This window comes from Amycolatopsis sp. NPDC043887 (genome assembly GCF_056435665.1).
The window spans coordinates 213162-238004 of sequence record NZ_JBWKEB010000014.1; the positions used below are offsets into that span (position 1 = coordinate 213162).

Below are 24843 nucleotides of genomic sequence, written 5' to 3' on the forward strand. Positions count from 1 at the left end.
TCGCACGCTCAGGGGCGATGGCACCCCGGCGGGCGGGTACGACGTTCCACAGAGGACAGACACCGAAGAGGCCTGTCTCCGGCGGGAGACAGGCCTCTTCGGGCATCGCCGCCCTCAGGCGGCGGAACTCACTTGTCGCGCGGGGTGTTCTGGTACGCGGCGAGCCGCCACTCGCCGTCCTGGCGGGTGACGGTCCAGGAGGCGCGGATCGCGTTGTGGTCGGCGACCTCGGACTCGCCCTTGTACAGCACGCCGCCCTGGGTCAGCAGCACCGCCGAGTCCGCGGAGAGGAAGCGAAGGCTGACGGGCTTCCCGGTCACCTGCGTGCCCTTGTAGTTGGTGGCGTAGGCATCCTTGAGGAACGCCCGGATCTCCTCGCGCCCGTTGGCGAAGCTGCCGGCGAGGATCATCGTGCCGTCCTCGGTGAAGACGTCGGCGAACGCGTCCGCGTCGTGGTAGGCCCAGGCGGCGATGACCTTCTGGGTGAGGGCCGCGATGGCCGCCTTGTCCGCGTCGGTGACCTTGGCGGTTTCGGTGGTCGTCATGACTTTCCTTCCTGGAGGTCTCGGGGCGTCAGATGTAGAGGGTGTTCGGCTCGAGCCCGCACAGCACGCGCCCGTACAGCTCGTTGTTGGTGTCGGGGTGCATGAGCGCGTGCAGGTTGACCGCTTGGATGTCGCGGACGATGCGCTGGATCGGGACGTCCGAGAAGATCGACGACCCGCCGCTGGCGTTGGCGAAGATGTCGATGGCTTCCTTGCTCAGCTTCACCGTCGCGCCCATGTCGGCGCGACCCTGGGCGCGCTCGTCGAGCTTCCATGGCGTGCCGTCTGCCGCCTTCCCGTCGACGAGCGAAGTCAGCCGGGTGGCGTGGAACTCGGCCTCGTCCAGCTTCAGCGTCGCGTCGGCGACCTGGTGGTGCGTCAGCGGCGCTTCACGCTGGCTCTCGTAGGCGGTGTAAGTGATCTTGCGGTTCGGCAGGCGCTTGAGGAACAGCTCCTTCGCGGCCCTGCCGAGGCCGAGGACGCTGCCGACCGACGACGCCGCGGCGACCGGGAGCAGGGGTGCGCGGAAGATCTCCAGCCCGGCGTTGGCCGCCGAGGAGTACTGCCCCTGCAGGACCGCCGGCAGGCTGATGATCCGCTCGCTCGGGATGAACAGATCCTTGGCGACCGTGCTGACGCTGCCGGTGCCGCGCAGTCCGGTGGTGTTCCAGTCGTCGACGATCAGCAGATCCGTCAGCGGGACGACGCCCATGACCGGGTACGGCTCCGCGCCTTCCTCGACGAGGACCGCGATGACGACCTGCCAGTGGGCGTGCCGCGCGCCGCTGATGAAGCCCCACTTGCCGTTGACGACGATGCCGCCCTCGGCGGGCCCGGCGATCGCCGTCGGGCTGAGCGTCCCGCACACTCGGATGTCGGGGCGGGAGAAGACCTCGTCCTGGACCGCGTCCGGGAAGAGACCGGTCATCCAGCTGGTGATCCAGCTGACCGCGGTCGTCCAGGCCGGGGACGCGTCGGCGCGGCCCAGTTCCGCGGCGACCTCGACGATGGTGCGGGTGTCCGCTTCGTACCCGCCGTACCGCTGGGGAACCCGCAGCCGGAAGAGACCGGCCTCGGTGATCGCCTCGATCGACTCGTCGTGCAGCCGCCGGTTCTCCTCCGTCCAGGCCGCGTGCTTCCGCAGCGTCGGAACCAGATCGGTGGCCCGCTGGACGAGCTGTTCGCGAGTCGGGTTCTCGGTGTTCGACACCATTTCCTCCTAGCCGTGGAACCGGGTGGGCTGGTAGCGGGAGGACACCGGTCCTCGCGTGAACCTGTTCCGACGATCCCAGCCGGACGGCGGCGTGACGTCTCTCCGATTGCGGCAGGTTTAAGGACGTGAGTTACCGGGCGGCGTGGAGACGATGAGCCTGCCGGGAGGGACTTCAGGCTCGCCCGCCGACCCAGAGGAGATCGTGGATATGGTCATCGTGATGACGCCGGACGCCACCGACGAAGAGGTGTGGGCGATCGTCGACCAGGTGGAATCCGTCGGTGGAAGCGCCTTCGTCAGCCGTGGGGTGAGCAGGACGATCGTCGGGCTGATCGGCGATGTCGACCTGTTCGAAACCCTGAACCTCAGCGGGCGCCCCGGCGTCGCACGGGTGACGCGGATTTCCGCGAAGTACAAGCTGGTCAGCCGCGAACACCGGCCGGAAGGCCGGTCGACGGTCGTGGTCGGCGGGGTGTCGATCGGGCCGGACACCACGACACTGGTCGCCGGGCCGTGCGCGGTGGAGACGCCGGAGCAGACCCTCGAAGCCGCACTGATGGCCAAGAGAGCGGGCGCCACCCTCCTCCGCGGCGGTGCCTTCAAACCCAGGACGTCGCCGTACGCCTTCCAGGGGCTCGGTGAACGCGGGCTCCGGATCCTGGCCGACGTCCGGGCCGAGACCGGCCTCCCGGTGGTCACCGAGGTGGTGGCGCCGCACGATGTCGCCATGGTCGCCGAGTACGCCGACATGCTGCAGATCGGCACCCGGAACATGCAGAACTTCGGGTTGCTGCAGGCGGCGGGCCGGGCCGGGAAACCGGTGCTGCTCAAACGCGGGATGAACTCCACCATCGAGGAATGGCTGATGGCGGCCGAGTACATCGCGCAGCGCGGCTGTCTAGACATCGTGTTGTGCGAACGCGGGATCCGGACGTTCGAGACCTCGACCCGCAACACGCTCGACGTCTCGGCGGTGCCGGTGGTCCAGCGTCTTTCGCATCTGCCGGTGATGATCGACCCGTCGCATTCCGGTGGCCGCCGCGATCTCGTGCTGCCGTTGAGCCGGGCCGCGATCGCGGTGGGTGCCGACGGCGTGCTCGTGGACGTGCACCCGCATCCGGAGGAGGCGCTCTGCGACGGGCCGCAGGCGCTGGTGACCGAGGATCTGCGGGAACTCTCGCAGGCACTGGACGCGCTGGGCACGCTGATGGGCAGGCGGTCGATGGCCGAGCCGTGGCGCCATCTTCGGGCCAGCTGATTCATTCCCGGCGCGCCGCGGCGTAGGTGGCGGCCGCCAGAGCGAACGCGAAAAGCGTGTACGAGGCGAGCAAACCGGTGCCGGAGGAGCTCAAGGCGCCACCGATGGCCCGGCCCAGCAGCTGCCCGACGCATTCCGCGGTGATGACGGCGGTCGCCAGTTCCGCGGCGGTGGAACCGCCCGAACCCGCGGTGGTGGCTCGGATGTACAGACCCGGATAGGCGAGTCCGACGCCGATTCCGGCGACGGCCCAGGCGGTGAGAGCCGTGGCGAACGAACCGCCGAAGGCGAGGGCGGCGGTCAGGACGGCGGTGCCGAGGGCGGTCAGGCCCAAGCCCACGACGGGAAAGCGGGCCGAGGTGAACCGGGCGGCCACCAGGCTGGTCACCGCCCAGCCGAGCGGGGCGGCGCTCAGGACGATCGCCGCCTGCCCGAGGCTCACCCGGAACCCGCTCGTCAGGAGCACGGTGATCAGGCTGTCCGCGCCGAAATAACCGATGGCGAACAGCACCATCGCGCCGAGCGCGGCTGGGGTTCCCGGCCGGAGCCGCGCGGTGCCCGGCGGCAGGATCGCGATCATCCCGGCGACGGTGATCGCCGCCCCGGCGAGCGCGAGCGGCCAGGAGCCCGCGCTGAACACGACGAGTGCCGCGCCCAGCGGTACGGTCAGCGTCTTCGCGAGCGGTCGCTGTCCGTCCTCTGTGGACGGTTCGCCGCGGGCGGCGCGCACGACCAGCAACCGTCCGAAAAGGACGAACGGCACCGGGAGCAACAGGGTCCACCGCCAGCCGACGAGATGTTCCAGGCCGAGGGTCGCGGCCGGGCCGACCAGCGCGGGCACGATCCACATCGCCGAGGACGCCGCGACCACACGGATCCGCAACCGGTCGTCGAGATGCCGGATCGCCGAGCTGATACCGAAAATCGCCAACAGGCCGCCGGCGAGCCCGGCGGAGAACTGGCCGAGGGCGAACATCCACGCCGTCCGTGCCGTCGCGGCCAGGAGCAGCCCGCCGAGGTAGGCCGCCATCCCGGCGGCGAGCGTGCCGCGCGGGCCCAGCCTGCCGAGAACCCGGCTCGCCAGGGGAAGCGCGACGAACAACCCCAGTGTCGAGCCGGCGATCAGGAGCCCGAGGTCGTTCCTCGCGCCGAGATCGGCGGCGACGATCGGCAGCAGGCTGGAAGCGACGAAACCGGTGACGGCCGCCGCGAACTCGAGCGCGACGATGCCCACCGCGAGGAACAGCGGACCCGCGCGCCGGGTCTCGGTCACGTGTAGAGGTCGCGGTCGTACAGGTTGAGCTGCACCCACACCCCGTCCGGGTCCTGGACGCGCAACGAGTGACCGAAGCCTTCGTCCATCGGCGGTCCCGGCTCGAATCCGGCCGCTCGCAGGCGTTCCGCGACGTCCTCCAACGGTTCTTCGACCTCGAAGGCCAGCTCACACCGGCCCACGTCGTCGCCGGAGGACCGGTGGATGGCCAGCATCCCGCCCGCGGCGGGCATCTCGACCCAGCCTCCGGGCCGTGACACCGGCCCGACGCGGAGGCCGATCGTCTCGTAGAACCGTGTCATCGCCTCGACGTCCGCGCTGTAGCGGATCGGCATGACTTTCATCGCTCACGTTCCTCACTGGTCCGCCGCAGGTACTCCTCCAGCACCCGTTCGACGAACGACGAGAGCGACTCGTCGGCGTCGACGGACGCGTGCTTCACCCGCTTGATGAGGTCGTTCGGCAGATAGACGTTGAATTGCCGCTTGGCGACCTGGGCCATGCTCGCATGCTAGCAAGTGAGCATGCGATCACGCGAGCGATCGAGGAGCACCAGCGGGATCGTGGCCAGCGCCAGCGCCGCGCCGATCCACGGGATCGCGGTCAGCGAAGCTCCCAGGTTCACTGCCCCGGCGGCGAAGGCCGGGGTGAGGCTGATGCCCAGTTGGAAGGCCGAGACCGTGGTCGCGCCGGCGAGGGTCGGGGCGGAGGCGGCGATCGTGAAGACCCGCCCGTAGAGCGCCGGATTGAGCACGAAGGCCGCGACACCCAGCAGGAACACCGTCGGCACGACCACCCAGGCGGAAGTGGCGAAAAGCGCGAGCAGCGCCGAAAAGACCGCGATGCCGACGCCGCCGCCCAGCAGCGCCTGGTGTGACTGGCGGTCCGAGATCCGGCCGCCGAGCGACAGGCCGGCGAAGGCGCCGATCCCGAACAGCGCGAGGACCGCGGGGATCCAGACCGCGGGCAGGACGTCCGCGAGCATCGCCGCCAAGTAGTTGAAGGACACCATGTACGCGGCCGTGCTCAGGATCGTGACCGCGTAGACGCCCCAGAGGCGCGGTGTCCGCATGGCGCGCAGTTCACCCGAAAGGCTCGGGGCGGCGGAGGTGGTGGCCGGCAGGCCGACGGCACAGGCGACCACGCCCAGGGCGGTGAGCGCGACGACGCCCCAAAAGCCGCCGGTCCAGTCGGTGAGATTGCTCAGCAGGGTGCCCGCCGGTCCCCCGGCCACCATGGCGACGCTGAGCCCGGCGACGACGACACCCGAGGCGCGGGCGTTGCGGTCGGGTGTCACCAGGCTGATCGCGGTCACGGCGGCGACGGCGAAGAAACCGGCGTAGGCGAGACCGGCGATGAACCTGGTGATCAGGAGGATCCAGTAGTCGCCGGCGAGCAGGCCGACCGCGATGGCGGCGGCGAAGACGGCCTGCGTCGTCATCAAGGCCGCGCGCCGTGGCCACTTCAGGCTCAGCACGGCGAACGGCGGGCCGCCGAGGACGACCCCGAGGGCGAACGCGGTGATGAGGGCACCCGCGGACGACAGGGAGACGCCGAGATCGGCGGCGGCCGCGGGCAGGACCCCGGCCATCAGGAACTCGGCGCTCCCCATCGCGAACAGGCTGAAAGCGAGGAGGTAGACCCCGGCGGGAAGGCGTTTCGTCTCGATCATGCCGCCAGCATCGGAAGCTTCTGGCTGTTTCGGCAAAGAACTTTGCCGGAACCGGGACGACCTGCTGTGCTGGCGGCATGGAGAGCCAACCCACCGTCACCGCGGCGATCGAACAGATCGCGCCCCGGCTGCGCCGCGCCCGGGAGAAGAAGGGCACCACGCTGGTGGAACTCAGCCGCGCCACCGGCATCTCCACCAGCACCCTGTCCCGCCTCGAATCCGGGCAGCGCAAACCGAGCCTCGAACTGCTGCTGCCGGTCATCGCCGCGCTGGGCCTGCGCGTCGACGAGATCGTCTCCTCACCGAGAGTGCTCGAACCGCCCGCGGACGGCCGGGTCCTCATCCCGCTCACCCGGCACGAGGACGGGCCCCGCGCCTACAAGATGACGATCCCGGCGAGCGACGACGAACCCCGCCCGCGATCGCACGGCGGACGCGAGTGGCTCTACGTGCTGCGGGGCAGGCTCCGGCTCGTGCTCGGCGACCAGGACGTCGTGCTCGGCGCCGGCGAGGCCGCCGAGTTCGACTGCCGGACGCCACACTGGTTCGGCGCCACCGGCCGCGGGCGAGTCGAGGTGCTGAGCCTCTTCGGCGAACAGGGCGAACGAGTCCACGTCCGCGCGCGCACCCGGTGAGCTCAGACGCGCTGCTGGATACGGATCAGGTTCCCCGACGGGTCGCGGACGGCGCCGTCACGCAGGCCGTACGGCTGGTCGGTGGGCTCCTGGATGACCTCGGCGCCCGACTCCCGCAGGTGTTTGAAGAGACCGTCGAGGTCGTCGGAGGAGAACAGGATGCTCGCGTAGGTGCCCTTGGCCATCATCTCGCCGATGACGCGGCGTTCGTCCTCGGTGATACCCGGGTCGACGGCGGGCGGGTGCAGCACGATCGACACCGGCTGCCCCGGCGGGCCGACGGTGATCCAGCGCATGCCGTCGTAGCCGACGTCGTTGCGCACCTCGAAGCCGAGGGTGTCGCGGTAGAAGGCCAGAGCGGCTTCGGGGTCGGTCTGCGGGAGGAAGCTCCCGTGAATGGCGATGTCCATGACGGTCACGCTAGGTGAGACCGGTTCGCGACGCTTCTCGATTCCTGATCGCTCTTCATCGCCGTCCGGATCGCGGCGACACTGCGATCGACGTCCGCTTCGGTCGTGCTCCAGTTGGACACGGAGACGCGCATCAGGCGCATGCCGTGCCAGGTGGTCGCGCCCATCCAGCACTCGCCGGAACGCTGAAGGGCCTCGACGACCCTGTCCGTATCGTCGCCGAAGCTGACCAGCACCTGATTCAGCACCACGTCGTTCACGACGGCGACGCCTTCGCACGCTTCGAGTTTCTCGGCGAACCGCCTGGCCAGCGCGCAGCACCGTTCGATCATCTCGGCGATCCCCGTGCGGCCGAGTTCGCTGAGCGCCGCCCATGTCGCGAACCCTCGTGCCCGGCGGGAGGACTCGGGCACGAAGTCGCTCGGCGCCCTCACCCCGCCCTCTCCCTGGCCGGTCAGGTACGCGGCGGTGAGCGCCATCGCGGCCCGGTGCGACTCGGGATGGGCACAGAAGGCGTACCCGCAGTCGTAGGGGACGTTGAGCCACTTGTGCCCGTCGACCGCCCAGGAATCGGCCTTTTCCAGCCCCGCGGTCAGCCGTTTGAGCGCGGGGGCGGCGGCCGCCCAGAGCCCGAAAGCGCCGTCGACATGCACCCACGCTCCGTGACGGTGGGCGATCTCCGTCGCGGCGGCGAAGTCGTCGAACGCGCCGGTGTTCACGTTCCCGGCCTGGAGGCAAACGATTGCGGGTCCGTCGAGCTGCCGCTCGAGATCGGCGATGTCGATGGCGCCCTGGCCGTCCGCGCGGACCGGCCGGACGGCGTCGGTGCCCAGGCCGAGCAAGCGGAGGGACCGGTCGATCGTCGCGTGCCGCTCCTCACTGGCGACGACCGGCAACGGTGGCGCCCCGTGCAACCCGCGGCGCTCGACATCCCACCCGGCCCGCGCGAGGACGTGATGCCGGGCGGCGGCGAGGCCGACCGTGTTCGCGCCCTGCCCACCGGTCACGAAACCGAACGAGGCACCGGACGGCAGGGCGAGGACGTCCTTGAGCCATTCGCCCGCCACCTCCTCGACGATCGCGGCGGCGGGCGAGGTGATCTTGTTGAACGCGGGCTGATCCCAACCGGTCGCCAGCATGTCGGCCGCCGTCGCGGCGTCCAACGCCCCACCGGTGACGAAACCGAAGTACCTCGGGCCGGTGTTCGCCACCAGGGCCGGTTCGACGGCGTCCGCCAGCCGCCGGATCACGTCGGCGGGCACGGCGGGTTTCTCGGGCAGGTCACCGAGCTTCTCCCGGACACCCGTCGTGTCATCGGGGAAGACCGGGGCGTCGGCGACGTTTTCGCGGTAACGGGTGACACGGGAGGCGACGTCGGCCAGCAGATCCCGCAACTCGGTCATCCGACGCCCCTCTTCCGTCATTAGTTCATGATTCCACGACCGCGGCCGTGCGGGTTCTTCCCGAACCAGGCGCCTGCCAGGAACAGAGCGCCGATGAGCAGCAGGATGAGCGTTCCGCCGTCGAAACCACCCAGCAGTCCGAGCAGGACCGCCCACGCGACAACGCCCGAGCCCAGCCAGCCGGGCACGCGATCGCCGCGCCGGGTCTGCCGGAGCACCAGCGCGCCGAGCAGAAGCAACGGCACCCCGAAACTGCCCGGGCCGAACCAGAACGCCTCGGCCATGGGAAGCCGGTCGGGTGAAGGCTCCAGCGTGACCGTGTTGAAGAATCCTTCGCCGAAGATCCGCGCCCAGACTTCCTGGCGCATCGTGGCGGCGACCACGGTGTGGAAGAGGCCGCCGCACAGCGCGAGAATCCCGCCCCAGGTGGCAGGGTCGCGCCACCGGACGCGAGTGGTGGTCGTGTCGATTGTCGTCATGCGCACCAGGCTGCTCGCCCGCTCGACGGGAATCCTCGGCCTGAGGTCGCCGGCCCCTCCACCGAAATGATGAGATCGGGCGGACGTCGTACAAACAGCCCGTCGGAACACTGCGGCTGACCCCTGGGCTCGTGAGTGGTGAGGACGGTTCTAACCGTCCTCACCACTCACGAGACCTGACCGACTCGGAACCGGTGTTCTTGTCGCCCGCCCGAGTACATGAAGGATCAATCACAGCCGGAATCCCAGCAGACGGCGAACAGGGCTGTCCCGGCTCAGCTCGGACGCACGAGCCCGTTCTCGTACGCGAAGATCACCGCCTGCACCCGGTCACGGACCCCGAGCTTGGCGAGGAGATGACCGACGTGCGTTTTCACCGTGGCTTCGGAGAGGAAGAGCCGCTGCGCGGTCTCGGCGTTGGAGTACCCCTGCGCGATCTCCAGCAACACGTCGCGTTCGCGCGCGGTGAGCCGCTTCAGCAACGGAGAAGTCTCGCGTGCGACCGCGAGCTGGTCCAGCATGCGGCGGGTCGTGGAGCGCGCGATCACGGCATCCCCGGCATGGACGGCGCGGATGGCATGCAGCACTTCGCCTGCCGACGCGTCCTTGAGCAGGAACCCGCTCGCGCCGGCGCGCAGGCCGGCGATGGCGTACTCGTCCAGGTCGAACGTCGTCAGCAGAATCACCTTGGGCGCGTTCTCGCGGGCGGCGACCAAGCGAGTGGCCTCGACGCCGTCCATACGCGGCATTTGGACGTCCATCAGGACGACGTCGACCCGCGTCTCGGCGAGCTTCGCGACAGCTTGCACCCCGTCGGCGGCCTGGACGACGATCCGGATGTCGTCGGTCGCGTCGACGACCATGGCCAAGCCGGTCCGGACCAGCTCCTGGTCGTCGACCAGCGCGACGTCGATCGTCATCTCGAAGCTCCCTGTTCGCCGACGCGGAACTCCGCGCGCACCCTGAAACCGCCGTCGACCGGACCGGCCTCGAACGTACCGCCCGCGGCTCGCACGCGTTCCCGGACACCGCTCAGTCCGGCGCCCGTGCCGGGGAGCGACGGCCGCTCGCCGGCACCGGCTCCGTCGTCCTCGACGACGAACACCGACGTATGAGGGGTGTGCGTGATCGTGACGGTGACAGCCGTGCGCGGACCCGCGTGCTTGACGCTGTTGGTCAAGCCCTCCTGGACGAGCCGGTACGCCGCCATGGCCGCGCTCGCCGTCAGCGCGTCGGGCCGCCCCTGTTCGGCCAGCCGGACAGCGACGCCCGTCGCGCGGACACGCTCCACCAAGGCAGGGATTCCGGCGAGCGAGGGCCGCGGCTCGGTCTCCCGCAACACCCGCAGCGTGTCCCGCATGTCGGCCAGTGCCTCGCGGGCGGTCCCGGCGATGACGGAAAGCGCCTGCGCCGCGCGGTCCGGTGACTTGGAGGCGATGGCGGAGCCGCCTTCGGCTTGACGCACGATGACCGCCAGTGAATGGGCGACGATGTCGTGCATGTCGCGGGCGATGCGCTGTCGTTCGCCGGCCGCGGCGCGCTCGGCGGCTTCCGCGGCCTCGCCGGCGAGGCGGCGCCGCCGGTCGAACCGGAAACATCCCACGGCCCAGGTGCCCGCCACCGCCGCGACCAGCGCGAGAACGGCGAGCAGCAGCGTGAGCCACCCCGCGGGGAGCGCGCCATAGGCCGTCGCCGTGCGAGCGGTGCACAACAACGCTCCGAGCACGCTGATCCCGAGGGCGAGCAGGCTCTCGCGCCGCGGCCGGCGCGCGGCGACGGCGTACAGGAGCACCAGGTAGGCCGCCGACGTCGGGAGGAAGAACAGCGGGATCTCCATGCTGTCGCTCGCGCTCGCCAGCCCCAGCGGCGCGGGCCGGACCTCCGTGTTCGGCAGCGCGACGGTCACCGCCATCGCGAGTCCGGCGGCGATGAACGCGGCCACGGTGGCGAACCGCCGCAACGCGATGCTGACGAGCACCGTGAATGCGCAAAGACCCGCCACCCACAGCACCCAGGCCGGGGAGTCCGCCACCAGGAGGATGCCGAGCGACGGCGGCCCCAGCAGTGCCGCGACGGCCACGGCGAAGAGGACGTCCAGAACGATCGGGTGTGTCCGCGTCCACCGGTCCACGCGGTCGGTCCACGTCACGGCCGGATCGTAGACCGCTCCCGGCGCGGCGCGGGTGACCGCCGTTGGCCTGCCCTACGCACTGTCTTCAGCCAGTCCGCCGAAGAACGGCCGAACCTCTTCGAGAACGCGTGCGTACACGAGCGGATAGACCCCGGACACCCAGCTGCCGCTCCCCGCGGCGACCACCACCGCCGCCACGTCGTGCAGTTTCACGTTCGTGTGCTGCGAGATGCTCACGAGCGCCTCGAAGGCTTCGTCAGGCCCCCAGGTGCGCAACACCATGAACATGCCCTTCGCCTGCTCGATCACGGGCAGCGAATGCATGGCTTCTTTCAGCTGCCCCAGTTCCGCCGCTTCCCCCTGCCCATCCTGTGACGTCATGAGGTCATCTCACCGCATCCGATCGCGCGCCACCTCATCCCACGCCGGTCAAGATCGACTCGCCCCGGTCGGCCGGGTCACCGCACACCGGCGCGGACCAGGTGCGGTACAAGTGGCGTGACCAGGTCGTCATGTGACCTTGGGAAACCTTGTTTGACCTGCGTCGGAATGCCCCGGTACCGTGTGGCGTTAGCACTCTTGTCGGCTGAGTGCCAATGCACGAAGGAGCAGCAGTGCCCACCTACCAATACGCCTGCAAGGAATGCGACCACGCTTTCGAGGCCGTGCAGTCGTTCTCCGACGCGAGCTTGACCGTGTGCCCGCAGTGCTCGGGCCCGCTTCGCAAGGTCTTCAGCTCGGTCGGCGTGGTCTTCAAGGGCAGCGGTTTCTACCGCACCGACTCGCGCGACTCGAAGGCCAGCACCACCTCGGCCCCGGCCAAGACCGAGACCAAGTCGGAGTCGAAGACCGAGACCAAGAGCGCCGCATCCTCCTCCACGGGTACGACGAAAACGGCCGCCGCCGCTTCCTGACGTCCCGAGTTGTCCACAGGCCCCCGGTTATCCACAGCCGGGGGTTTTCGTACTTTCCAGGGCAGCGCGCCCGCCCCTAGCGTCGAGATCATCACCGATCGACGAGGGGGAATCCCGTGCTCCACCATCTGCCCGTCCTGCGAAGACTCCACGGCAGGCCCGCCCGGCTGCTCCGCCGCTGGCTCGCCCTGTCCCTGCTGCTCGGCGGCCTGATCGCGCTGTTCCTGCCCGCGTCCGCCCGCGGCACGCCCGGCACCGCGACCGTCGTCTCCGCCCGCGACCTCCCGGCAGGTTCGCTGCTGCGTGCCGAAGACGTCAAACTCGTCGACCTCCCGGACGACGTCCGTCCCCAGGGCGCCACCGGCCTGCCGTCCTCGGTGGAGGGACGGATGCTCGTCGGTGCGGCGCGGGCGGGTGAACCGCTGACGGACGTCCGTCTGCTGGACGCGGGTATCCCCGGATCGGGTGATCCCGAGAATTCAACTGTCCCGGTGCGGCTCGCCGACGCCGGGGTCACGGAGCTGCTCAGGCCTGGCCACCGGGTCGACGTCGTCGCGGCCGCCGCAGCCGGGCATGAGGCTTCTGTGCTGGCCAGCGCGGCCGTCGTGGCGGCGGTGGGCGATCAGGGCACCCGCGACCCGAAGACCTCCGGTGCCGGGAGCAAGGGACCTTTGGTGCTGCTTTCCCTGCCGTCCGCGATCGCGACACGAGTCGCGGCCAGCTCGCTGGAACGTTCCATAACGGTTACCCTCCGCTAGCTCGCGCCTGCCCTGTGGCGGCGGGCGCCTGCGTCCCCCCGGTATGGAGATGGGACGGTCGGCGAACCGTCCCAGGTGAAAGAGGAGAGCGTCTTGATCAAGGGCTTCAAGGACTTCCTGATGCGCGGGAACGTCGTCGACCTGGCGGTCGCGGTGGTCATCGGCGCCGCGTTCACGGCGATCGTCACGGCCTTCACGAACGGCCTGATCAAACCGCTGATCAACGCCATCGGCGGTTCGGACGCCGCCAAGGGGCTGGGGTTCAACATCCTGAGCGCGAACGACTCGACGTTCATGGACTTCGGCGGCGTGATCAACGCGGCGATCAACTTCGTGATCGTGGCGGCCGTCGTCTACTTCGTGATCGTGCTGCCGGTCAAGCACCTCCAGGAGCGGCGCAAGCGCGGTGAAGAGGCGGGCCCCTCGGAGCCGACCGATGTCGAGCTGCTCACCGAGATCCGCGACCTGCTGCGCGCGCAGCAGAACCGCGCGAGCTGAGCCGGATCACCGGTCGTGATGAGGCGGCCGGTTCTCCAGGAACCACGAGTCGGAGTCCGGGGAGCGCTGCCCCGGCTCTCGCTCGTCGGAGGTCGTGTCCGGCAGGACGTCGCCGAAGATCTCGTCGACCCGCCGTTTCTCCGCCGCCCAGCGGCGCTTGTCTTCGTCTTCACCTGGCATGACGTCCATTTTCGCACCGGTCGCGGGGGCCGCCCACCGGTGGGACCATCAGCGCATGAGCATCGTCGACAAAGCGAAGGGGCTGGCCGCGCAGGCCATCCACAAGGCGGAAGAGGTCGCGGGCGAGGTCCGCGAGAAGGCCGGGCCGCTGGCCGAGAAGGCGGGCGACGTCGCGGCCAAGGGTGTCTCGGCCGCGTCGGCCGGGGCGAACAAGGTCACCGGTGGCCGGTTCGAGGACAAGATCGGCCAGGTCACCGAAAAAGTGGAAGGGGTGCTGCACCAGGACAAGAAGGGCGAGCCCGGGACCGAACCCGGACCCGCCCCGAAGAACTGAAGAACTAGGCCTCTTCGAGCCCGGACAGCTCGTCGATCACGTACGGCACCAGCGACGAGAGCGTCGCCATGCCGTCGCGGACCGCCGCGCGTGAACCCGCGAGGTTGACCACCAGCGTGCTGCCGGAGACCCCGACGAGCCCGCGGGAGATGCCCGCGTCCACCGCGCCGGCGGCGAGGCCGGACGCGCGGAGCGCTTCGCCGATGCCCGGGATCGGGCGGTCGAGCACACCGGCCGTCGCGTCGGGAGTGCGGTCGCGCGGGGAGACCCCGGTGCCGCCGACGGTGATCACCAGGTCGGCACCGCCGATCACGGCGGTGTTGAGCGCGTTGCGGATCGCGGCCGTCTCGGCCTCGACCACCACGACGCCGTCGACGATGAACCCGGCCTCTTCGAGCAGCTCCGTGACCAGCGGTCCCGTGTTGTCCTCGTGTTCGCCGTGGGCGACCCGATCGTCCACGATGACCACCAGTGCGCGGCCCAGCCGTTGTGCGCTCCGTTCCATGGTCACACCGTATCCGGTTTCGGCTGATCTTCGCTTGAGCGGTGCCGCGTAGTTGTGACGATTCCCTGACGTGAGCCCGCGATCCGGCGCCGCCGCCGGGGATCGCCCTTAGCGTCGGAACGGTGCGAACACTGGTAACCGGCGGGGCCGGGTTCATCGGCTCCCACATCGCCGATCTGCTGTCCGATCGAGGTGACGAGGTCGTGATCCTCGACAACCTCCTGAGCACCGCGCACGGTTCGTCGCACCCGCCGGGGTACACCGGCCGCCACCGGTTCCTGCGTGGCGACGTCACCGACACGGACCTGGTGGCCGGGCTGCTGGACGGCGTCGACGCGGTCTGTCATCAGGCGGCCGTCGTCGGACACGGCGTCGATCCGTCCGACGCGCCGTCGTACGCGTTGAACAACGACTACGGGACCGCGGTCCTGCTCGCCGCGATGCACCAGGCCGGAGTCCGGAAGCTGGTGCTCGCCTCGTCGATGGTCGTCTACGGCGAAGGCCGCTACGAATGCCCCATCCATGGGATCGTGCCGCCGTCGCCGCGGAAACAGTCCGATGTGGACGCCGGCTGCTTCGAGCCCGCGTGCGCGGCTTGCGGCGCCGAACTCGACTGGCGGCTGGTTCCCGAGGACGCGCCCCTGCGGCCGCGAAGCACCTACGCGGCCACCAAGCTCGCGCAGGAACATCTGGCGGCCGCGTGGGCGCGGCAGACCGGCGGAACGGTCTGGGCCCTGCGCTACCACAACGTCTACGGGCCGCGGATGCCGCAGAACACCCCGTACGCGGGCGTCGCGTCGCTGTTTCGGTCCTCGCTCCTGCGCGGTGAGGCGCCGATCGTGCTGGAGGACGGGAAACAGCAGCGCGACTTCGTGCACGTCCACGACGTGGCGAGGGCGAACGTCCTGGCGCTGGGCACCGACGGGCCCGAAGGTGACCTGACCCCGTTGAACATCTGTTCCGGGCAACCCCACTCCGTCGGCGAACTCGCCGAGGAACTCGCGAAGGCCTGCTGCGGACCGGCGCCGAAGATCGCCGGGGGTGCCCGGCCCGCCGACGTCCGGCACGTCGTCGCCGACCCCGCCCGCGCCCGGCAGCTGCTCGGCTTCACCGCGCGAACCGGTTTCGCCGAAGGCATCGCCGGGTTCGCCACCGCTGAGCTGCGGGAACCGGTCGGTCTCTGAAACCGGGAACAGACCCGGCCCCCGCTGGGTTGTCGTTCCCGGCAACGGAATCGACTTTTTTGGGGGTTTTGGTGGGCATCACCGTCGGAGACATCGAGATCGAAGCGATCGGGGACGGTCTGATCAGGCTGCCGCTCGCGTTCTTCCCGGGTCTCGACCCCGAAGCCCACCCGGACGTCTTCGACGAGGACGGCACCGTGCACGTCCCGACCGGCGCGTACCTGATCCGCGGCAACGGCCGCACGATCCTCGTCGACACCGGCCTCGGCCCGCGCGAGTTCGCCTTCCCGCCGGGGATGACGCCTGCCAAGGGCGACCCCACCCCGCCGATGGGCACCGGCGGCGACCTCGCTGCCGCGCTGGACAAGGCGGGCTGCCCGGTCGACGAGATCGACACCGTCTTCCTCACCCACCTGCACAACGACCACATCGGCTGGATCGCCCCCGAAGGCGACCTGACCTTCCCCGGCGCTCAGGTCGTCTTCGGCCAACTCGACTGGGACGCCTTGATCGCGCCCGCCGGGACGGGCGAATGGAGCCGTGTCGGTATGGAGACCGCTCGCGGCGCGGGGCTGACCGAGGCGATCAGCGGCGACGTCGTCGAGATCGCCCCCGGGATCGTGGCGCGGCACGCCCCCGGTCACACGCCCGGCCACTACGTCCTCGACATCACCGCGGACGACGAGCGCCTGCTGCTGCTCGGCGACGTCCTGCACACGCCCGCGCAGCTGACGGACACGCGCGTGGGTTTCCTCGGCGACGTCGACCCGGAACTCGCGCTCCGCACCCGGCAGCGGTTCCTCGCGGAAGCGGAAGAGACCGGCGCGATCATCGCGCCGGCCCACTTCCCGGACATGGGGTTCCTGCGGCTCTGACCTACTTGCCGCAGAGCACCTTGTTGGTGAGCAGCTGGTCCGCCTTGTTGTAGGCCTGCCCCAGATCGGCGTCCGAGTCGCCGTAGGTCATGGAGAGCTCGAAGGTCCTGCTGCCGTCGGGGGTACTGGCCATCACCGTCCCGTAACCGTGGAAGCCGCCCATGCCCTTGAGGACGGTGCCGCAGCTCGCTTCCTGGACGTACACGCCCAGGCCGTAGCCGCCCTTCGGGTGCGGTTTGCGCATCTCGGCGAGCAGCGGGGCCGGCAGGAGCTTTCCTCCCAGCAGCGCGGAGAAGAAGGTGTGGAGGTCCTTCGTGGTCGAGATCAGCTCACCGGCGCTGGACGCCCACGACGGGTTCTGGTTCGTGATGTCGACCGTCTTCCACTGCCCGGGCTTCTCCTCGTAGCGGTAGTAGCCGTGCGCGTGCGGCCCGGGGATGCCCGGCCAGGTACCGGGCACCACGGTGTCCCGCAGTCCGAGCGGCCGCAGGATCCGCCGCTGGATTTCGTCGCCGTAGGGGCGGCCGGAGACCTTCTCGATCACCAGGCCGGCCAGGACGTAGTTGATGTTCGTGTAGGTCCAGTCCGTGCCCGGCGCGAACAGCGGCGGCTTGGACAGCCCGAAGCGCACCAGTTCCTCCGGCCGGTAGGTGTGGAACCGGTTGTCCAGGAACTCCTTACCGGTCAAGGGGATTCCCGGCACGATCGTGCCGTCGGGCAGCATCGCGCCGGTGTAGTCGAACAGGCCGCTGGTGTGCTGCAACAGCATCCGCACCGTGATCCGCCGGTCGAGGCCGAACTCGGGCAGGTACCCGGCCACCGGCGCGTCCAGGCCCACCTTGCCCTCCCCCACCAGCTGCAGGACGACCGTGGACACGAAGGTCTTGGTGTTGCTGCCGATCCGGAACCGACCGTTCGTCGGCGGCTTGGCGGCCGAGCCCAGCTCGCGCACCCCGGCGCTGCCGGTCCAGTCGCCCCGCGCGTCGTGCACCCGCAGCTGTGTCCCGGCGAAACCGGAGGCGGCGATCTGCTCGGCCATCGCCCGCAGATCCGGCCGGTCCCGTCCTTTGTCCGCGGCGGCCACACCGGGTGTCACCCCGGCCAGCAGTGCGGCCGCCACCGCGGTGATCCCGGCCCGTCGGAAGAATCGCTTCGCTGAAGTCGTCATGGCGGCAACGATCGCCTCCCGCGCTGACACCGCGGTGACACGCCGCTGACACGGTCAGGGCATGGCGAGCGGAAGCCGGACCTCGAACCGGCAGCCGGGGCCGTCGTTCCGGACGCCGATGCGGCCGCGATGGGCTTCGACGAGGCCTTTCGCGATCGCGAGCCCGAGTCCGCCGCCACTCGCCAGCCCACCGCGCTCGGGGGTGCGCGCCGTCGTCCCGCGGAACGCGACGTCGAAGACCCGGCCGATCTCGTCCTCGGGGATCCCGCCGCAGCCGTCGGAGACCGCGAGCAGCGCCTCGCCGCCGTCGATACCGATCTGGACCGCGACCGTCCCGTCCGGCGGCGTGTGCCGTACGGCGTTGGACACGAGGTTGCGCACGATCCGCGCCAGTTCCGGATCGCTGCCGGAGACGACCGGCCACACTTCGGCGTATTCGATCATCCGCACGCGTTTCTGCTCGGCGAGCGGCGCTTGCGCGGCGACGGCGTCGCTCACGACGTCACGCAACGGCACGGCGGCCATGGTCAGCCGCAGCGCGCCCGCGGTGATCCGCGACAGTTCGAACAGGTCGCCGACCATGCCGGACAGCCGCGTGGTCTCACCGCTGATCCGCCGCGCGTAGCCGGTGACCTCGATCGGGTCGGCGACGACGCCGTCCGCGACGGCCTCGGCCATCGCCTGGATCCCGGCCAGCGGGCTCCGCAGGTCGTGGCTGATCCACGCGACCAGTTCGCGCCGCGACGCCTCGGCCGCGCGCTCCCGTTCCCGCGCCTCCCGCTCCCACACGCTGCGGCGCGCGATCGCGCGGCCGAGCACGAGCGCCGCCGGCACGGTCACCAGCGCGACCAGCACACAGACCAGCGTCATCGTGGTCAGCGCGGGGGTGAACATGAACCCGCTGATCCCGAGCACGGCGATCAGCGTCGCGAGCACCGGGATCAGCACGAGGATCGTCATCGTGCTGGCCAGCGAGCCGCGCCGGAGCAGGTACAGCGCCAGCCCGCCGAGCAGCATCACCGGCAGCGCGAACATCAGCGCGAACGGCAGGATATGCCAGGCGTGCGCCAGCATCTCGCCGAACGACTCACCGGAGCCGATCATCGCCGCACCGGGTCGTACCGGTAGCCGACGCCCCACACGGTGGCGACGCGGACGGGTTTCGCCGGGTTCTTCTCGATCTTCTCCCGCAACCGTCTCACGTGGACGGTCACGGTGGACTGATCGCCGAAGTCCCAGCCCCAGACCTTCTCCAGCAGATCGGCGCGGGAGAACGCCACGCCGGGATGGGTGAGGAAGAACGCGAGCAGATCGAATTCCCGGCTCGTCAGGGGAAGTTCCACGCCACCGAGGGCCGCCTGCCGCGCGGTCATCTGCAACGCGAGGTCGCCGTCGGTGATCACGCGCGCCGCCGGTTCGGGCCGCGGCATCCGTGCCCGTCGCAGGACCGACGCCACGCGCAACGCGAGTTCCTTGGGGCTGAACGGTTTCGTGACGTAGTCGTCGGCGCCGAGCTGGAGCCCGGCGATCCGGTTCTCCTCCTCGCCGAGCGCGGTCAGCATCACGACCGGCACCTGGCTCACCTGCCGCAGGCGGCGGCAGACCTCCAGCCCGTTGAGCCCGGGCATCATGACGTCGAGGACCACGAGATCCGGCCCGGTCGCGGAGAACAGCCGGAGCCCCTCGGTGCCGTCCCCGGCGACGTCGACTTCGAAGCCCGCGACCTCCAGGTATCGCCGGACGACGTCCCGCACGGTCTCGTCGTCGTCGACCACGAGTACGCGGCCCTGCTCTGTCATGCAGCCCACCTCATCGTCTGTCAGTGAACCCGCGGCCGCGATCGACGTCGGCAGGACGCTGCCCGGTCGAGCGACTCACGTCGGGTTGCAAGGGCGCCCTGCCACCGCGGTAGCGGGGCCTTCGGCCGGGCGGGTTCACGCGTATTGTCACCTTTCCGGATTCGTCGCAGCTCCGCCAACAGGTACTCACCAGCTCGTCAGCACCAGATGGTTCACCACCAGCGCCGTGGCCGCCGACGCGGCGAGCCACCACCGCCGTCCCTTCGGCGGCAGCAGCGCCACCGCGGGCAGCAGCCACACCGCGAACGGTAGCCAGATGCGTTCGACCTCCGCCTTCGACAGGCCGGACAGGTCGGCGAAAGCGATCGCCAGCGCCGCGGCCGCCACGATCAGCGTGACCGGCTCGCGGAACGACCGTTTCGGCTCGGCGAGGAACTCCGCGCCCGCCCGCCGCGTCCCGGCGATCACGGCCGGGCCGAGCGCGATCAGCACCGCCGCGATATCCGCCCACACCCAGTAGGAGTACGGACGCAGCGTCGCGATTCCCTGGTAGTAGCGCTCGACCACCAGGTGATAGCCGTCGATCCACCAGAACCCGGTCAGCGCGAACGCCACGACGACCGCGGCGACCCCCGCCGTGGCGAGAAGCAGGATCCGCCACTCGCGGGTCAGCACGACGACGGCGAGCACGATCAGGCCGAGCAGCACGAGACCGTAGGAGAGGAAGAGCCCGAACCCGAGCAGCAGACCGCCGGGGAGCGCGAGGATCCGCCGTCGCGTGGCGAGCGCCAGGAGCGCGATCCCGGTCGCCGTGACACCCGCGAAGAGACCGTCCGCGGACACGCCGATCCAGATCGCGCCCGGCGTCAGGACGGCGAACGGCAGGACGGTCCTCGCGGCGTCCTGCCTGCCCAGCGCGGCGAGCGTCACCGGCACCGCGACCACCGCGAGACAGCCGACCAGCACGACGACCGTCGAGGCCCACGCGCCGCCCTGCAGACCGAGCCGGTCGAGCCAGACGAAGACCAGCGTGGCGCCCGGCGGATGCCCGGAGACGTGCGTCGTCCACGAATCCGGCTGGAAATCCAGGATGCGCGAGGAGAACTCGTCCAGCATCTTCGGGATGTCGGTGATCCCCGGGACCTCGTGCAGGTACTCGTGTTCCGTGGTGAGCCTGCCGGTGAACCCGCGCGTCCACCCGTCGATCATCGCCAGCGAGAACGTCCACGCCAGCGCGGTCACGTAGCCGAGCGCGAGCAGCGGACGCCACCGCAGCCGGGCGGCGAGCAAGGGACCTTTGGTGACGACCAGGAGCGCGAGCACGACCGCGGCCACCGAGCCCGGACCCACATGCGGCAGCCACAGCCCGAACAACGGCGGCGCGAAGGCGTAGATCACCACGCCGGAACCGGGACGGTTGTAGTGGAGACCGACCGCGATGGCGGCGGCGACCACGAGCATCGCCAGCCCCACGGCGATCAGATCGGCCCGGCGGCCGGTGCGGGAAGGGGCGGTGACTGTGGACATCACCGGCACCATAACCGCGTTTTCGGCCTCCGACGGCCCGGTGCCGCGGTCCGTCAGAACTCGGTAAGAACTTCGCCGACGTCAGAATTCGGTAAGCAGCACAAGGGTTCTGATCCCTCCATCCCGGACTTAACGTGCGTTGCGTGAACGATGACCAGGTTGACGTCGTGCTCCCGTGTCTCGACGAGGCCGGTGCCCTTCCCGGCGTGCTGGCGGCCCTGCCCGAGCGGTATCGGGCGATCGTGGTCGACAACGGTTCCACGGACGGTTCCGCCGGAATCGCGGCCGGGCTCGGGGCGAAGGTCGTCCACGAACCCCGGCGCGGTTACGGCGCCGCTGTGCACACCGGGCTGGAGGCGGCCACGGCGGACGTCGTCTGTTTCGCCGACGCCGACGGTTCCCTCGACCTCGCGGAACTGCCGATGCTGGTCGGCGGCCTCGCCGACGCCGAGCTGACGGTCGGGCGGCGGATGCCCAGCGGTCCCGGTGTCTGGCCGTGGCACGCGAGAGCGGGCAACGCCGTGATCTCGTCGCTCTTGCGATACAAGGGATTGCCGGTCCGCGACATCGCGCCGCTACGAGCCGTCCGGCGGCAGGCGCTCCTCGATCTCGGCGTCACCGATCGCGCCTTCGGCTACCCGCTCGAACTGCTGATCAAGGCGAGGCGCGCGGGATGGCGGGTCGCCGAGTTCGACGTGTCCTACGGCGAACGTGCCAAGGGCACGAAGTCGAAGGTCTCCGGCTCGCTGCGGGGAACGTTCCGTGCCGCGCGGGATTTCGGGCGGGTGCTGAGCCGATGACCTTCTGCCTGTTGATCGTCGCCAAGGCGCCCGTGCCCGGTTTCGCGAAGACGCGGCTGTGCCCGCCCGCGACGCCGGAGCAGGCCGCCGAGATCGCGGCCGCCTCACTGCTCGACACCCTCGACGCCGCCCTCCGAACGCCGGACGCACGCGTGGTCGTCGCCATGACCGGCGAACTCGGCAAGGCCGCCCGCGGCACGGAGATCGCCGCGATACTCCGGAAAACGGAGGTGATCGCCCAACGCGGGGAAGGTTTCGACCTGCGGCTCGTCAACGCCCACGCCGACGCGCCCCGCGCCGGGGAACCGGTGCTGCAGATCGGGATGGACACCCCGCAGGTCACCCCGGCGCTCCTGGCCGAAGCCGCGGACCGGCCCGGAGATTCCGTCCTCGGGCCCGCCGAGGACGGCGGCTGGTGGGCGCTCGGGCTCAAGGATCCTTCGCACGCCAAGGCTCTCGCCGGGGTGCCGATGTCGCGTGACGACACCGGACGTCAGACCCTGCGCGCACTGGCCGGCGTCGGCCTCCGCCCCGGCGCCCTGCCCACACTGTCCGATGTAGACACTTTCGCGGACGCGCGCCGGGTCGCGGCGGCGGCTCCGCACGGCCGGTTCGCCCGAGCGGTGGCCGAAGTCCGGTGACCGCCTTCGACCGCGGCCTGCTCGGCCACCGCTGCTGGCTGGAACTGGCGACCGGCGAACGCGTCGACCTGCCGGTCGACCGCTGGACCGCCATCCCCTGCGAAGGCGACGACGTTCTCCTCGACGCCTGTGACGGCCCGACCCTCGACGTCGGCTGCGGGCCCGGCAGGCTCACCGCCGCGCTGACCGAACGCGGCGTCGCCTCGCTCGGCGTCGACATCTCGGCCACCGCCGTGCGGCTCACCCACGCCCGTGGCGCCGCCGCGCTCCACCGGGACGTGTTCGACCGGCTTCCCGGCGAAGGGCGCTGGCGGCATGTCCTGCTCGCCGACGGGAACATCGGCATCGGCGGCGATCCGCACCGCCTCCTCGCGCGGATGGCGGAACTGATCACCGACGGCGGGACGGTGCTCGTCGAACTCGACCCACCCGGCCGCGGCCTTCGCCAGGACAGAGTCCGCCTCCGTCCCGACAACGGCGCCTGGTTCACCTGGGCGTGGGTCGGCGTCGAGGCGATCGCGGACCTCGCCGCCCGCACGGCGTTCCGCGTCGCGTGGTCCACCAGCCACGGCCATCGCTGGTTCGCCTGCCTGGAGAAAGCATGAACACCCCTTCGGAGCGGGTGACGTCGCGGATCGGGCTCGCGCTCGCCGTGACGTTCACGCTGTGCTTCGTCACCGGCCTGCTCAGCCATCTCGTCCAGCATCCGCCGTCGTGGTTCGGCTGGCCGAGCCGCCCGGTCTGGCTGTACCGGGTCACGCAGGGCACGCATGTGCTCTCCGGTATCGCGTCGATTCCCTTGCTGCTGGCCAAACTCTGGAGCGTCTACCCGAAACTGTTCGAGCGGCCGGTGATCCGCTCGCTGCCGCACGCGCTCGAACGCCTGTCGATCCTGGTGCTTTCCGCGGCCGCCTTCTTCGAGCTCGCCACCGGCCTGTTCAACGTCGCGCAGAACTATCCGTGGAACTTCTACTTCCCGCAGCTGCACTACGCGGTGGCGTGGGTGGCGATCGGCTCGATCCTGGTGCACATCGCGGTGAAGCTCCCCATCATCCGCCGCGCGCTCACGACGAAGCCCGAACCGTCGCGACGAGCCTTCCTCCGCACGACCTGGCTGGCTGCGGGGGTCGCCGTCGTCGCGACGGCCGGGGCGACGGTTCCGTTGCTGCGCAACGTTTCCGGCCTCTCGTGGCGCAGCGGTAAGGGGCCACAAGGGCTGCCGGTGAACCGGACCGCCGCGGCGGCAGGCGTCCTGGACACGGCGAACGACCCCGGCTGGCGGCTTTCTGTGGTGACCCCGAACGGCACGAAGACCTATTCGCTGGAACAGCTCCGAGCCCTCCCGAGGACTTCGGCCGAGCTGCCGATCGCGTGCGTCGAGGGATGGAGTGAGTCCGCGCACTGGAGCGGGGTCTCGCTGCCGGAACTGCTGCGGCACGCCGGAAGCACACCGGGCACGCCGGTCCGCGTGTTCTCCCTGGAGAAGGCGGGGCCGTACGGGATCAGCGATCTCCCCGGCGAGCACACCGCGGACGAACTCACCCTGCTGGCACTGGAACTCAACGGTGAAGTGCTCGACGCCGACCACGGCTTCCCGTGCCGGATCATCGCCCCGAACCGGCCCGGTGTCCTGCAGACGAAATGGGTCACCCGCTTGGAGACGCTGTGAAGACGTTGCGGCTACTGCTGTTCCTGCCCGGCCTCGCCGCGCTCGCGTGGGGCGCGGTGCTGTTCGCCGAGTACGCGTTCCCGCTGCGCCCGGACGTCTTCGGGACACTCGGGTGGCTCGTCGGCGGTCCCCTGGCGCACGATCTGCTGATCGCGCCGCTGGTCGGGGCCGTGGGATTCGCGCTGAGCAGGTTCCTCCCGGAACGCTGGAAGACCCCGGTCAAGACGGGCGCGGTGCTCACGGGTGTGTTGACGCTGCTCGCGTTCCCGTTGCTGTGGCGTCCTTTCGGCGGCGCTCGGAACCCGGGCCTGCACGACGCCGACACCGTCACCGGCCTGCTCGTCACCCTGGCGGTCGTCTGGCTCGGCGTGCTCGTGACCGCGCTGGTCCGGCGGAAAGCGTGATATCGGGTCGAAAGTCAAAGGTGGCGTGATCGAGTCAGTGGCGAAGTAGGCCGCCCGAAGCCTGGCGTGCTCTTGATCGTCCACAAGGGACTCCAGTCGGGTAACAGTGTCCATTTTGATCACTTTGCGCGGGGGTCGTGAGTGGCAATGAGCGTTCTAACCGTCATTGCCACTCACGACCCCCCATCAAGAACCGCACATCTAGCCATAAACCAGACATTTCATCACGCGAAAGTGTCCCTTGTGGACACTCGGGCCACGATCGGCTCCCATGGCCAGTCCGGAACCATGTCACGAAGGCCTCCTGCGCTCGTCGGAGGCTCAGCTGGCCACGCACCTGCCTCAGTCGAAGGCTTCTTTCGCTGCATCGGACGCGGCGAAGGGCGGCTTCGGCCCACCGCCGGCCCCGCCCACGAACCTGACACGTTCGCTCTTCTTCTCCCTAGAAAGGGCCACGCGCGACCGGGATTGGCAGCCGGTCGCGCGTGGCCTCTTCGGGTCCGGCCCGCTGGGGGTTCGAGCCGGAGCTGGTCTCGGCCGCGCACTGCGGCCGAGCGTCTCTGGATGG

The 24843-nt window shown here is 70.2% G+C and carries 31 protein-coding genes; 13 read left to right on the forward strand and 18 right to left on the reverse strand.

What is annotated here, in order from left to right:
* Positions 1-128 precede the first annotated feature (128 nt).
* Together AC069H_RS32575 and AC069H_RS32580 are read right to left on the reverse strand one after the other, a co-directional pair.
* Positions 129-545: an SgcJ/EcaC family oxidoreductase gene (locus AC069H_RS32575; RefSeq protein WP_478234871.1), complete on the reverse strand. Its 417-nt coding sequence runs from the start codon at positions 543-545 to the stop codon at positions 129-131.
* A 28-nt stretch (positions 546-573) separates the two neighbouring features.
* On the reverse strand, positions 574-1755 hold the full coding sequence (locus tag AC069H_RS32580; RefSeq protein ID WP_478234899.1) for an acyl-CoA dehydrogenase family protein: 1182 nt from the start codon (positions 1753-1755) through the stop codon (positions 574-576).
* Between the two features lie 211 nt (positions 1756-1966).
* Between AC069H_RS32580 and aroF the strand changes: the two genes are divergently transcribed.
* The gene (gene aroF / locus AC069H_RS32585; protein WP_478234900.1) at positions 1967-3016 is read left to right on the forward strand and encodes a 3-deoxy-7-phosphoheptulonate synthase; all 1050 of its coding nucleotides are present in this window, start codon (positions 1967-1969) and stop codon (positions 3014-3016) included.
* A 1-nt stretch (position 3017) separates the two neighbouring features.
* On the opposite strand, the gene AC069H_RS32590 is transcribed toward aroF, so the two are convergent.
* Genes AC069H_RS32590 through AC069H_RS32605 form a run of 4 tightly spaced genes read right to left on the reverse strand, consistent with a single transcriptional unit; the run spans position 3018 to position 5961 of the window.
* The gene (locus tag AC069H_RS32590; RefSeq protein ID WP_478234872.1) at positions 3018-4289 is read right to left on the reverse strand and encodes an MFS transporter; all 1272 of its coding nucleotides are present in this window, start codon (positions 4287-4289) and stop codon (positions 3018-3020) included.
* A complete protein-coding gene (locus tag AC069H_RS32595) occupies positions 4286-4633 on the reverse strand; it encodes a VOC family protein (protein WP_478225430.1) in 348 nt (115 codons plus the stop codon). The genes AC069H_RS32590 and AC069H_RS32595 overlap by 4 nt, the downstream gene beginning before the upstream one ends.
* Positions 4630-4791, reverse strand: coding sequence for a CopG family transcriptional regulator (locus AC069H_RS32600; RefSeq protein WP_478234873.1), 162 nt, complete (start codon positions 4789-4791; stop codon positions 4630-4632). Before AC069H_RS32600 ends, AC069H_RS32595 begins: the two co-directional genes overlap by 4 nt.
* 9 nt (positions 4792-4800) lie before the next feature.
* Entirely contained in the window at positions 4801-5961 is a 1161-nt protein-coding gene (locus AC069H_RS32605) for an MFS transporter (protein WP_478234874.1), read from the reverse strand.
* Between the two features lie 77 nt (positions 5962-6038).
* Here AC069H_RS32605 and AC069H_RS32610 point away from each other — a divergent pair, with 77 nt between their 5' ends.
* Positions 6039-6596, forward strand: a complete 558-nt coding sequence (locus AC069H_RS32610; RefSeq protein ID WP_478225428.1) for a helix-turn-helix domain-containing protein — start codon at positions 6039-6041, stop codon at positions 6594-6596.
* A 2-nt stretch (positions 6597-6598) separates the two neighbouring features.
* Here the strand turns inward: AC069H_RS32610 and AC069H_RS32615 are convergent, their stop codons facing one another.
* The 6 genes from AC069H_RS32615 to AC069H_RS32640 all read right to left on the reverse strand — a co-directional run bounded on the left by AC069H_RS32615 (position 6599) and on the right by AC069H_RS32640 (position 11400).
* Positions 6599-7006 carry a VOC family protein gene (locus AC069H_RS32615; RefSeq protein ID WP_478225427.1) on the reverse strand — a complete coding sequence of 136 codons (408 nt, stop codon included), beginning with the start codon at positions 7004-7006 and terminating at the stop codon, positions 6599-6601.
* Positions 7007-7011: 5 nt separating this feature from the next.
* Positions 7012-8409: a pyridoxal phosphate-dependent decarboxylase family protein gene (locus AC069H_RS32620; protein WP_478234875.1), complete on the reverse strand. Its 1398-nt coding sequence runs from the start codon at positions 8407-8409 to the stop codon at positions 7012-7014.
* A gap of 20 nt (positions 8410-8429) precedes the next feature.
* A complete protein-coding gene (locus AC069H_RS32625) occupies positions 8430-8888 on the reverse strand; it encodes a DUF6463 family protein (RefSeq protein WP_478225425.1) in 459 nt (152 codons plus the stop codon).
* Positions 8889-9163: 275 nt separating this feature from the next.
* On the reverse strand, positions 9164-9808 hold the full coding sequence (locus tag AC069H_RS32630) for a response regulator (RefSeq protein WP_478234876.1): 645 nt from the start codon (positions 9806-9808) through the stop codon (positions 9164-9166).
* Positions 9805-11037, reverse strand: a complete 1233-nt coding sequence (locus AC069H_RS32635) for a sensor histidine kinase (RefSeq protein ID WP_478234877.1) — start codon at positions 11035-11037, stop codon at positions 9805-9807. The genes AC069H_RS32630 and AC069H_RS32635 overlap by 4 nt, the downstream gene beginning before the upstream one ends.
* A gap of 54 nt (positions 11038-11091) precedes the next feature.
* Positions 11092-11400 carry an ANTAR domain-containing protein gene (locus AC069H_RS32640; protein ID WP_478234878.1) on the reverse strand — a complete coding sequence of 103 codons (309 nt, stop codon included), beginning with the start codon at positions 11398-11400 and terminating at the stop codon, positions 11092-11094.
* A gap of 233 nt (positions 11401-11633) precedes the next feature.
* Between AC069H_RS32640 and AC069H_RS32645 the strand changes: the two genes are divergently transcribed.
* The 3 genes from AC069H_RS32645 (at position 11634) to mscL (ending at position 13189) form a co-directional block, all read left to right on the forward strand.
* Complete coding sequence (locus tag AC069H_RS32645; RefSeq protein WP_478225420.1) at positions 11634-11933, forward strand: FmdB family zinc ribbon protein; 300 nt, start codon at positions 11634-11636, stop codon at positions 11931-11933.
* 116 nt (positions 11934-12049) lie between these two features.
* Positions 12050-12691 carry an SAF domain-containing protein gene (locus AC069H_RS32650; protein ID WP_478234879.1) on the forward strand — a complete coding sequence of 214 codons (642 nt, stop codon included), beginning with the start codon at positions 12050-12052 and terminating at the stop codon, positions 12689-12691.
* A gap of 93 nt (positions 12692-12784) precedes the next feature.
* On the forward strand, positions 12785-13189 hold the full coding sequence (gene mscL / locus AC069H_RS32655; RefSeq protein ID WP_478225418.1) for a large-conductance mechanosensitive channel protein MscL: 405 nt from the start codon (positions 12785-12787) through the stop codon (positions 13187-13189).
* 6 nt (positions 13190-13195) lie between these two features.
* Here mscL and AC069H_RS32660 read toward each other — a convergent pair whose 3' ends face one another.
* Positions 13196-13369, reverse strand: a complete 174-nt coding sequence (locus AC069H_RS32660; protein WP_478234880.1) for a hypothetical protein — start codon at positions 13367-13369, stop codon at positions 13196-13198.
* Between the two features lie 55 nt (positions 13370-13424).
* On the opposite strand from AC069H_RS32660, the gene AC069H_RS32665 reads away from it, so the two are divergent.
* A complete protein-coding gene (locus AC069H_RS32665) occupies positions 13425-13703 on the forward strand; it encodes an Rv0909 family putative TA system antitoxin (RefSeq protein ID WP_039921525.1) in 279 nt (92 codons plus the stop codon).
* A gap of 4 nt (positions 13704-13707) precedes the next feature.
* Here AC069H_RS32665 and AC069H_RS32670 read toward each other — a convergent pair whose 3' ends face one another.
* On the reverse strand, positions 13708-14208 hold the full coding sequence (locus AC069H_RS32670) for a MogA/MoaB family molybdenum cofactor biosynthesis protein (protein WP_005155592.1): 501 nt from the start codon (positions 14206-14208) through the stop codon (positions 13708-13710).
* 122 nt (positions 14209-14330) lie between these two features.
* On the opposite strand from AC069H_RS32670, the gene AC069H_RS32675 reads away from it, so the two are divergent.
* Both AC069H_RS32675 and AC069H_RS32680 read left to right on the forward strand, forming a co-directional pair.
* Positions 14331-15392: an NAD-dependent epimerase/dehydratase family protein gene (locus tag AC069H_RS32675; protein WP_478234881.1), complete on the forward strand. Its 1062-nt coding sequence runs from the start codon at positions 14331-14333 to the stop codon at positions 15390-15392.
* A 71-nt stretch (positions 15393-15463) separates the two neighbouring features.
* Complete coding sequence (locus tag AC069H_RS32680; RefSeq protein ID WP_340686918.1) at positions 15464-16267, forward strand: MBL fold metallo-hydrolase; 804 nt, start codon at positions 15464-15466, stop codon at positions 16265-16267.
* 1 nt (position 16268) lies between these two features.
* Here the strand turns inward: AC069H_RS32680 and AC069H_RS32685 are convergent, their stop codons facing one another.
* The 4 genes from AC069H_RS32685 to AC069H_RS32700 all read right to left on the reverse strand — a co-directional run bounded on the left by AC069H_RS32685 (position 16269) and on the right by AC069H_RS32700 (position 20773).
* Positions 16269-17435, reverse strand: a complete 1167-nt coding sequence (locus tag AC069H_RS32685; RefSeq protein ID WP_478234882.1) for a serine hydrolase domain-containing protein — start codon at positions 17433-17435, stop codon at positions 16269-16271.
* A 54-nt stretch (positions 17436-17489) separates the two neighbouring features.
* A complete protein-coding gene (locus tag AC069H_RS32690; protein ID WP_340686916.1) occupies positions 17490-18539 on the reverse strand; it encodes a sensor histidine kinase in 1050 nt (349 codons plus the stop codon).
* Entirely contained in the window at positions 18536-19234 is a 699-nt protein-coding gene (locus AC069H_RS32695; RefSeq protein WP_478225414.1) for a response regulator transcription factor, read from the reverse strand. The genes AC069H_RS32690 and AC069H_RS32695 overlap by 4 nt, the downstream gene beginning before the upstream one ends.
* A gap of 186 nt (positions 19235-19420) precedes the next feature.
* Positions 19421-20773, reverse strand: a complete 1353-nt coding sequence (locus tag AC069H_RS32700) for a hypothetical protein (protein WP_478234883.1) — start codon at positions 20771-20773, stop codon at positions 19421-19423.
* Positions 20774-20904: 131 nt separating this feature from the next.
* Here AC069H_RS32700 and AC069H_RS32705 point away from each other — a divergent pair, with 131 nt between their 5' ends.
* Genes AC069H_RS32705 through AC069H_RS32725 form a run of 5 tightly spaced genes read left to right on the forward strand, consistent with a single transcriptional unit; the run spans position 20905 to position 24275 of the window.
* Positions 20905-21561 carry a glycosyltransferase family 2 protein gene (locus tag AC069H_RS32705; RefSeq protein ID WP_478225412.1) on the forward strand — a complete coding sequence of 219 codons (657 nt, stop codon included), beginning with the start codon at positions 20905-20907 and terminating at the stop codon, positions 21559-21561.
* A complete protein-coding gene (locus tag AC069H_RS32710) occupies positions 21558-22202 on the forward strand; it encodes a TIGR04282 family arsenosugar biosynthesis glycosyltransferase (protein ID WP_478234884.1) in 645 nt (214 codons plus the stop codon). Before AC069H_RS32705 ends, AC069H_RS32710 begins: the two co-directional genes overlap by 4 nt.
* Positions 22199-22807 (forward strand): methyltransferase domain-containing protein, encoded by a 609-nt coding sequence (locus AC069H_RS32715; protein ID WP_478225410.1) that lies wholly within the window; start codon positions 22199-22201, stop codon positions 22805-22807. The genes AC069H_RS32710 and AC069H_RS32715 overlap by 4 nt, the downstream gene beginning before the upstream one ends.
* Entirely contained in the window at positions 22804-23871 is a 1068-nt protein-coding gene (locus tag AC069H_RS32720; RefSeq protein WP_478234885.1) for a molybdopterin-dependent oxidoreductase, read from the forward strand. Before AC069H_RS32715 ends, AC069H_RS32720 begins: the two co-directional genes overlap by 4 nt.
* Positions 23868-24275, forward strand: a complete 408-nt coding sequence (locus AC069H_RS32725; protein ID WP_478234886.1) for a hypothetical protein — start codon at positions 23868-23870, stop codon at positions 24273-24275. Before AC069H_RS32720 ends, AC069H_RS32725 begins: the two co-directional genes overlap by 4 nt.
* Positions 24276-24843: the final 568 nt, after the last annotated feature.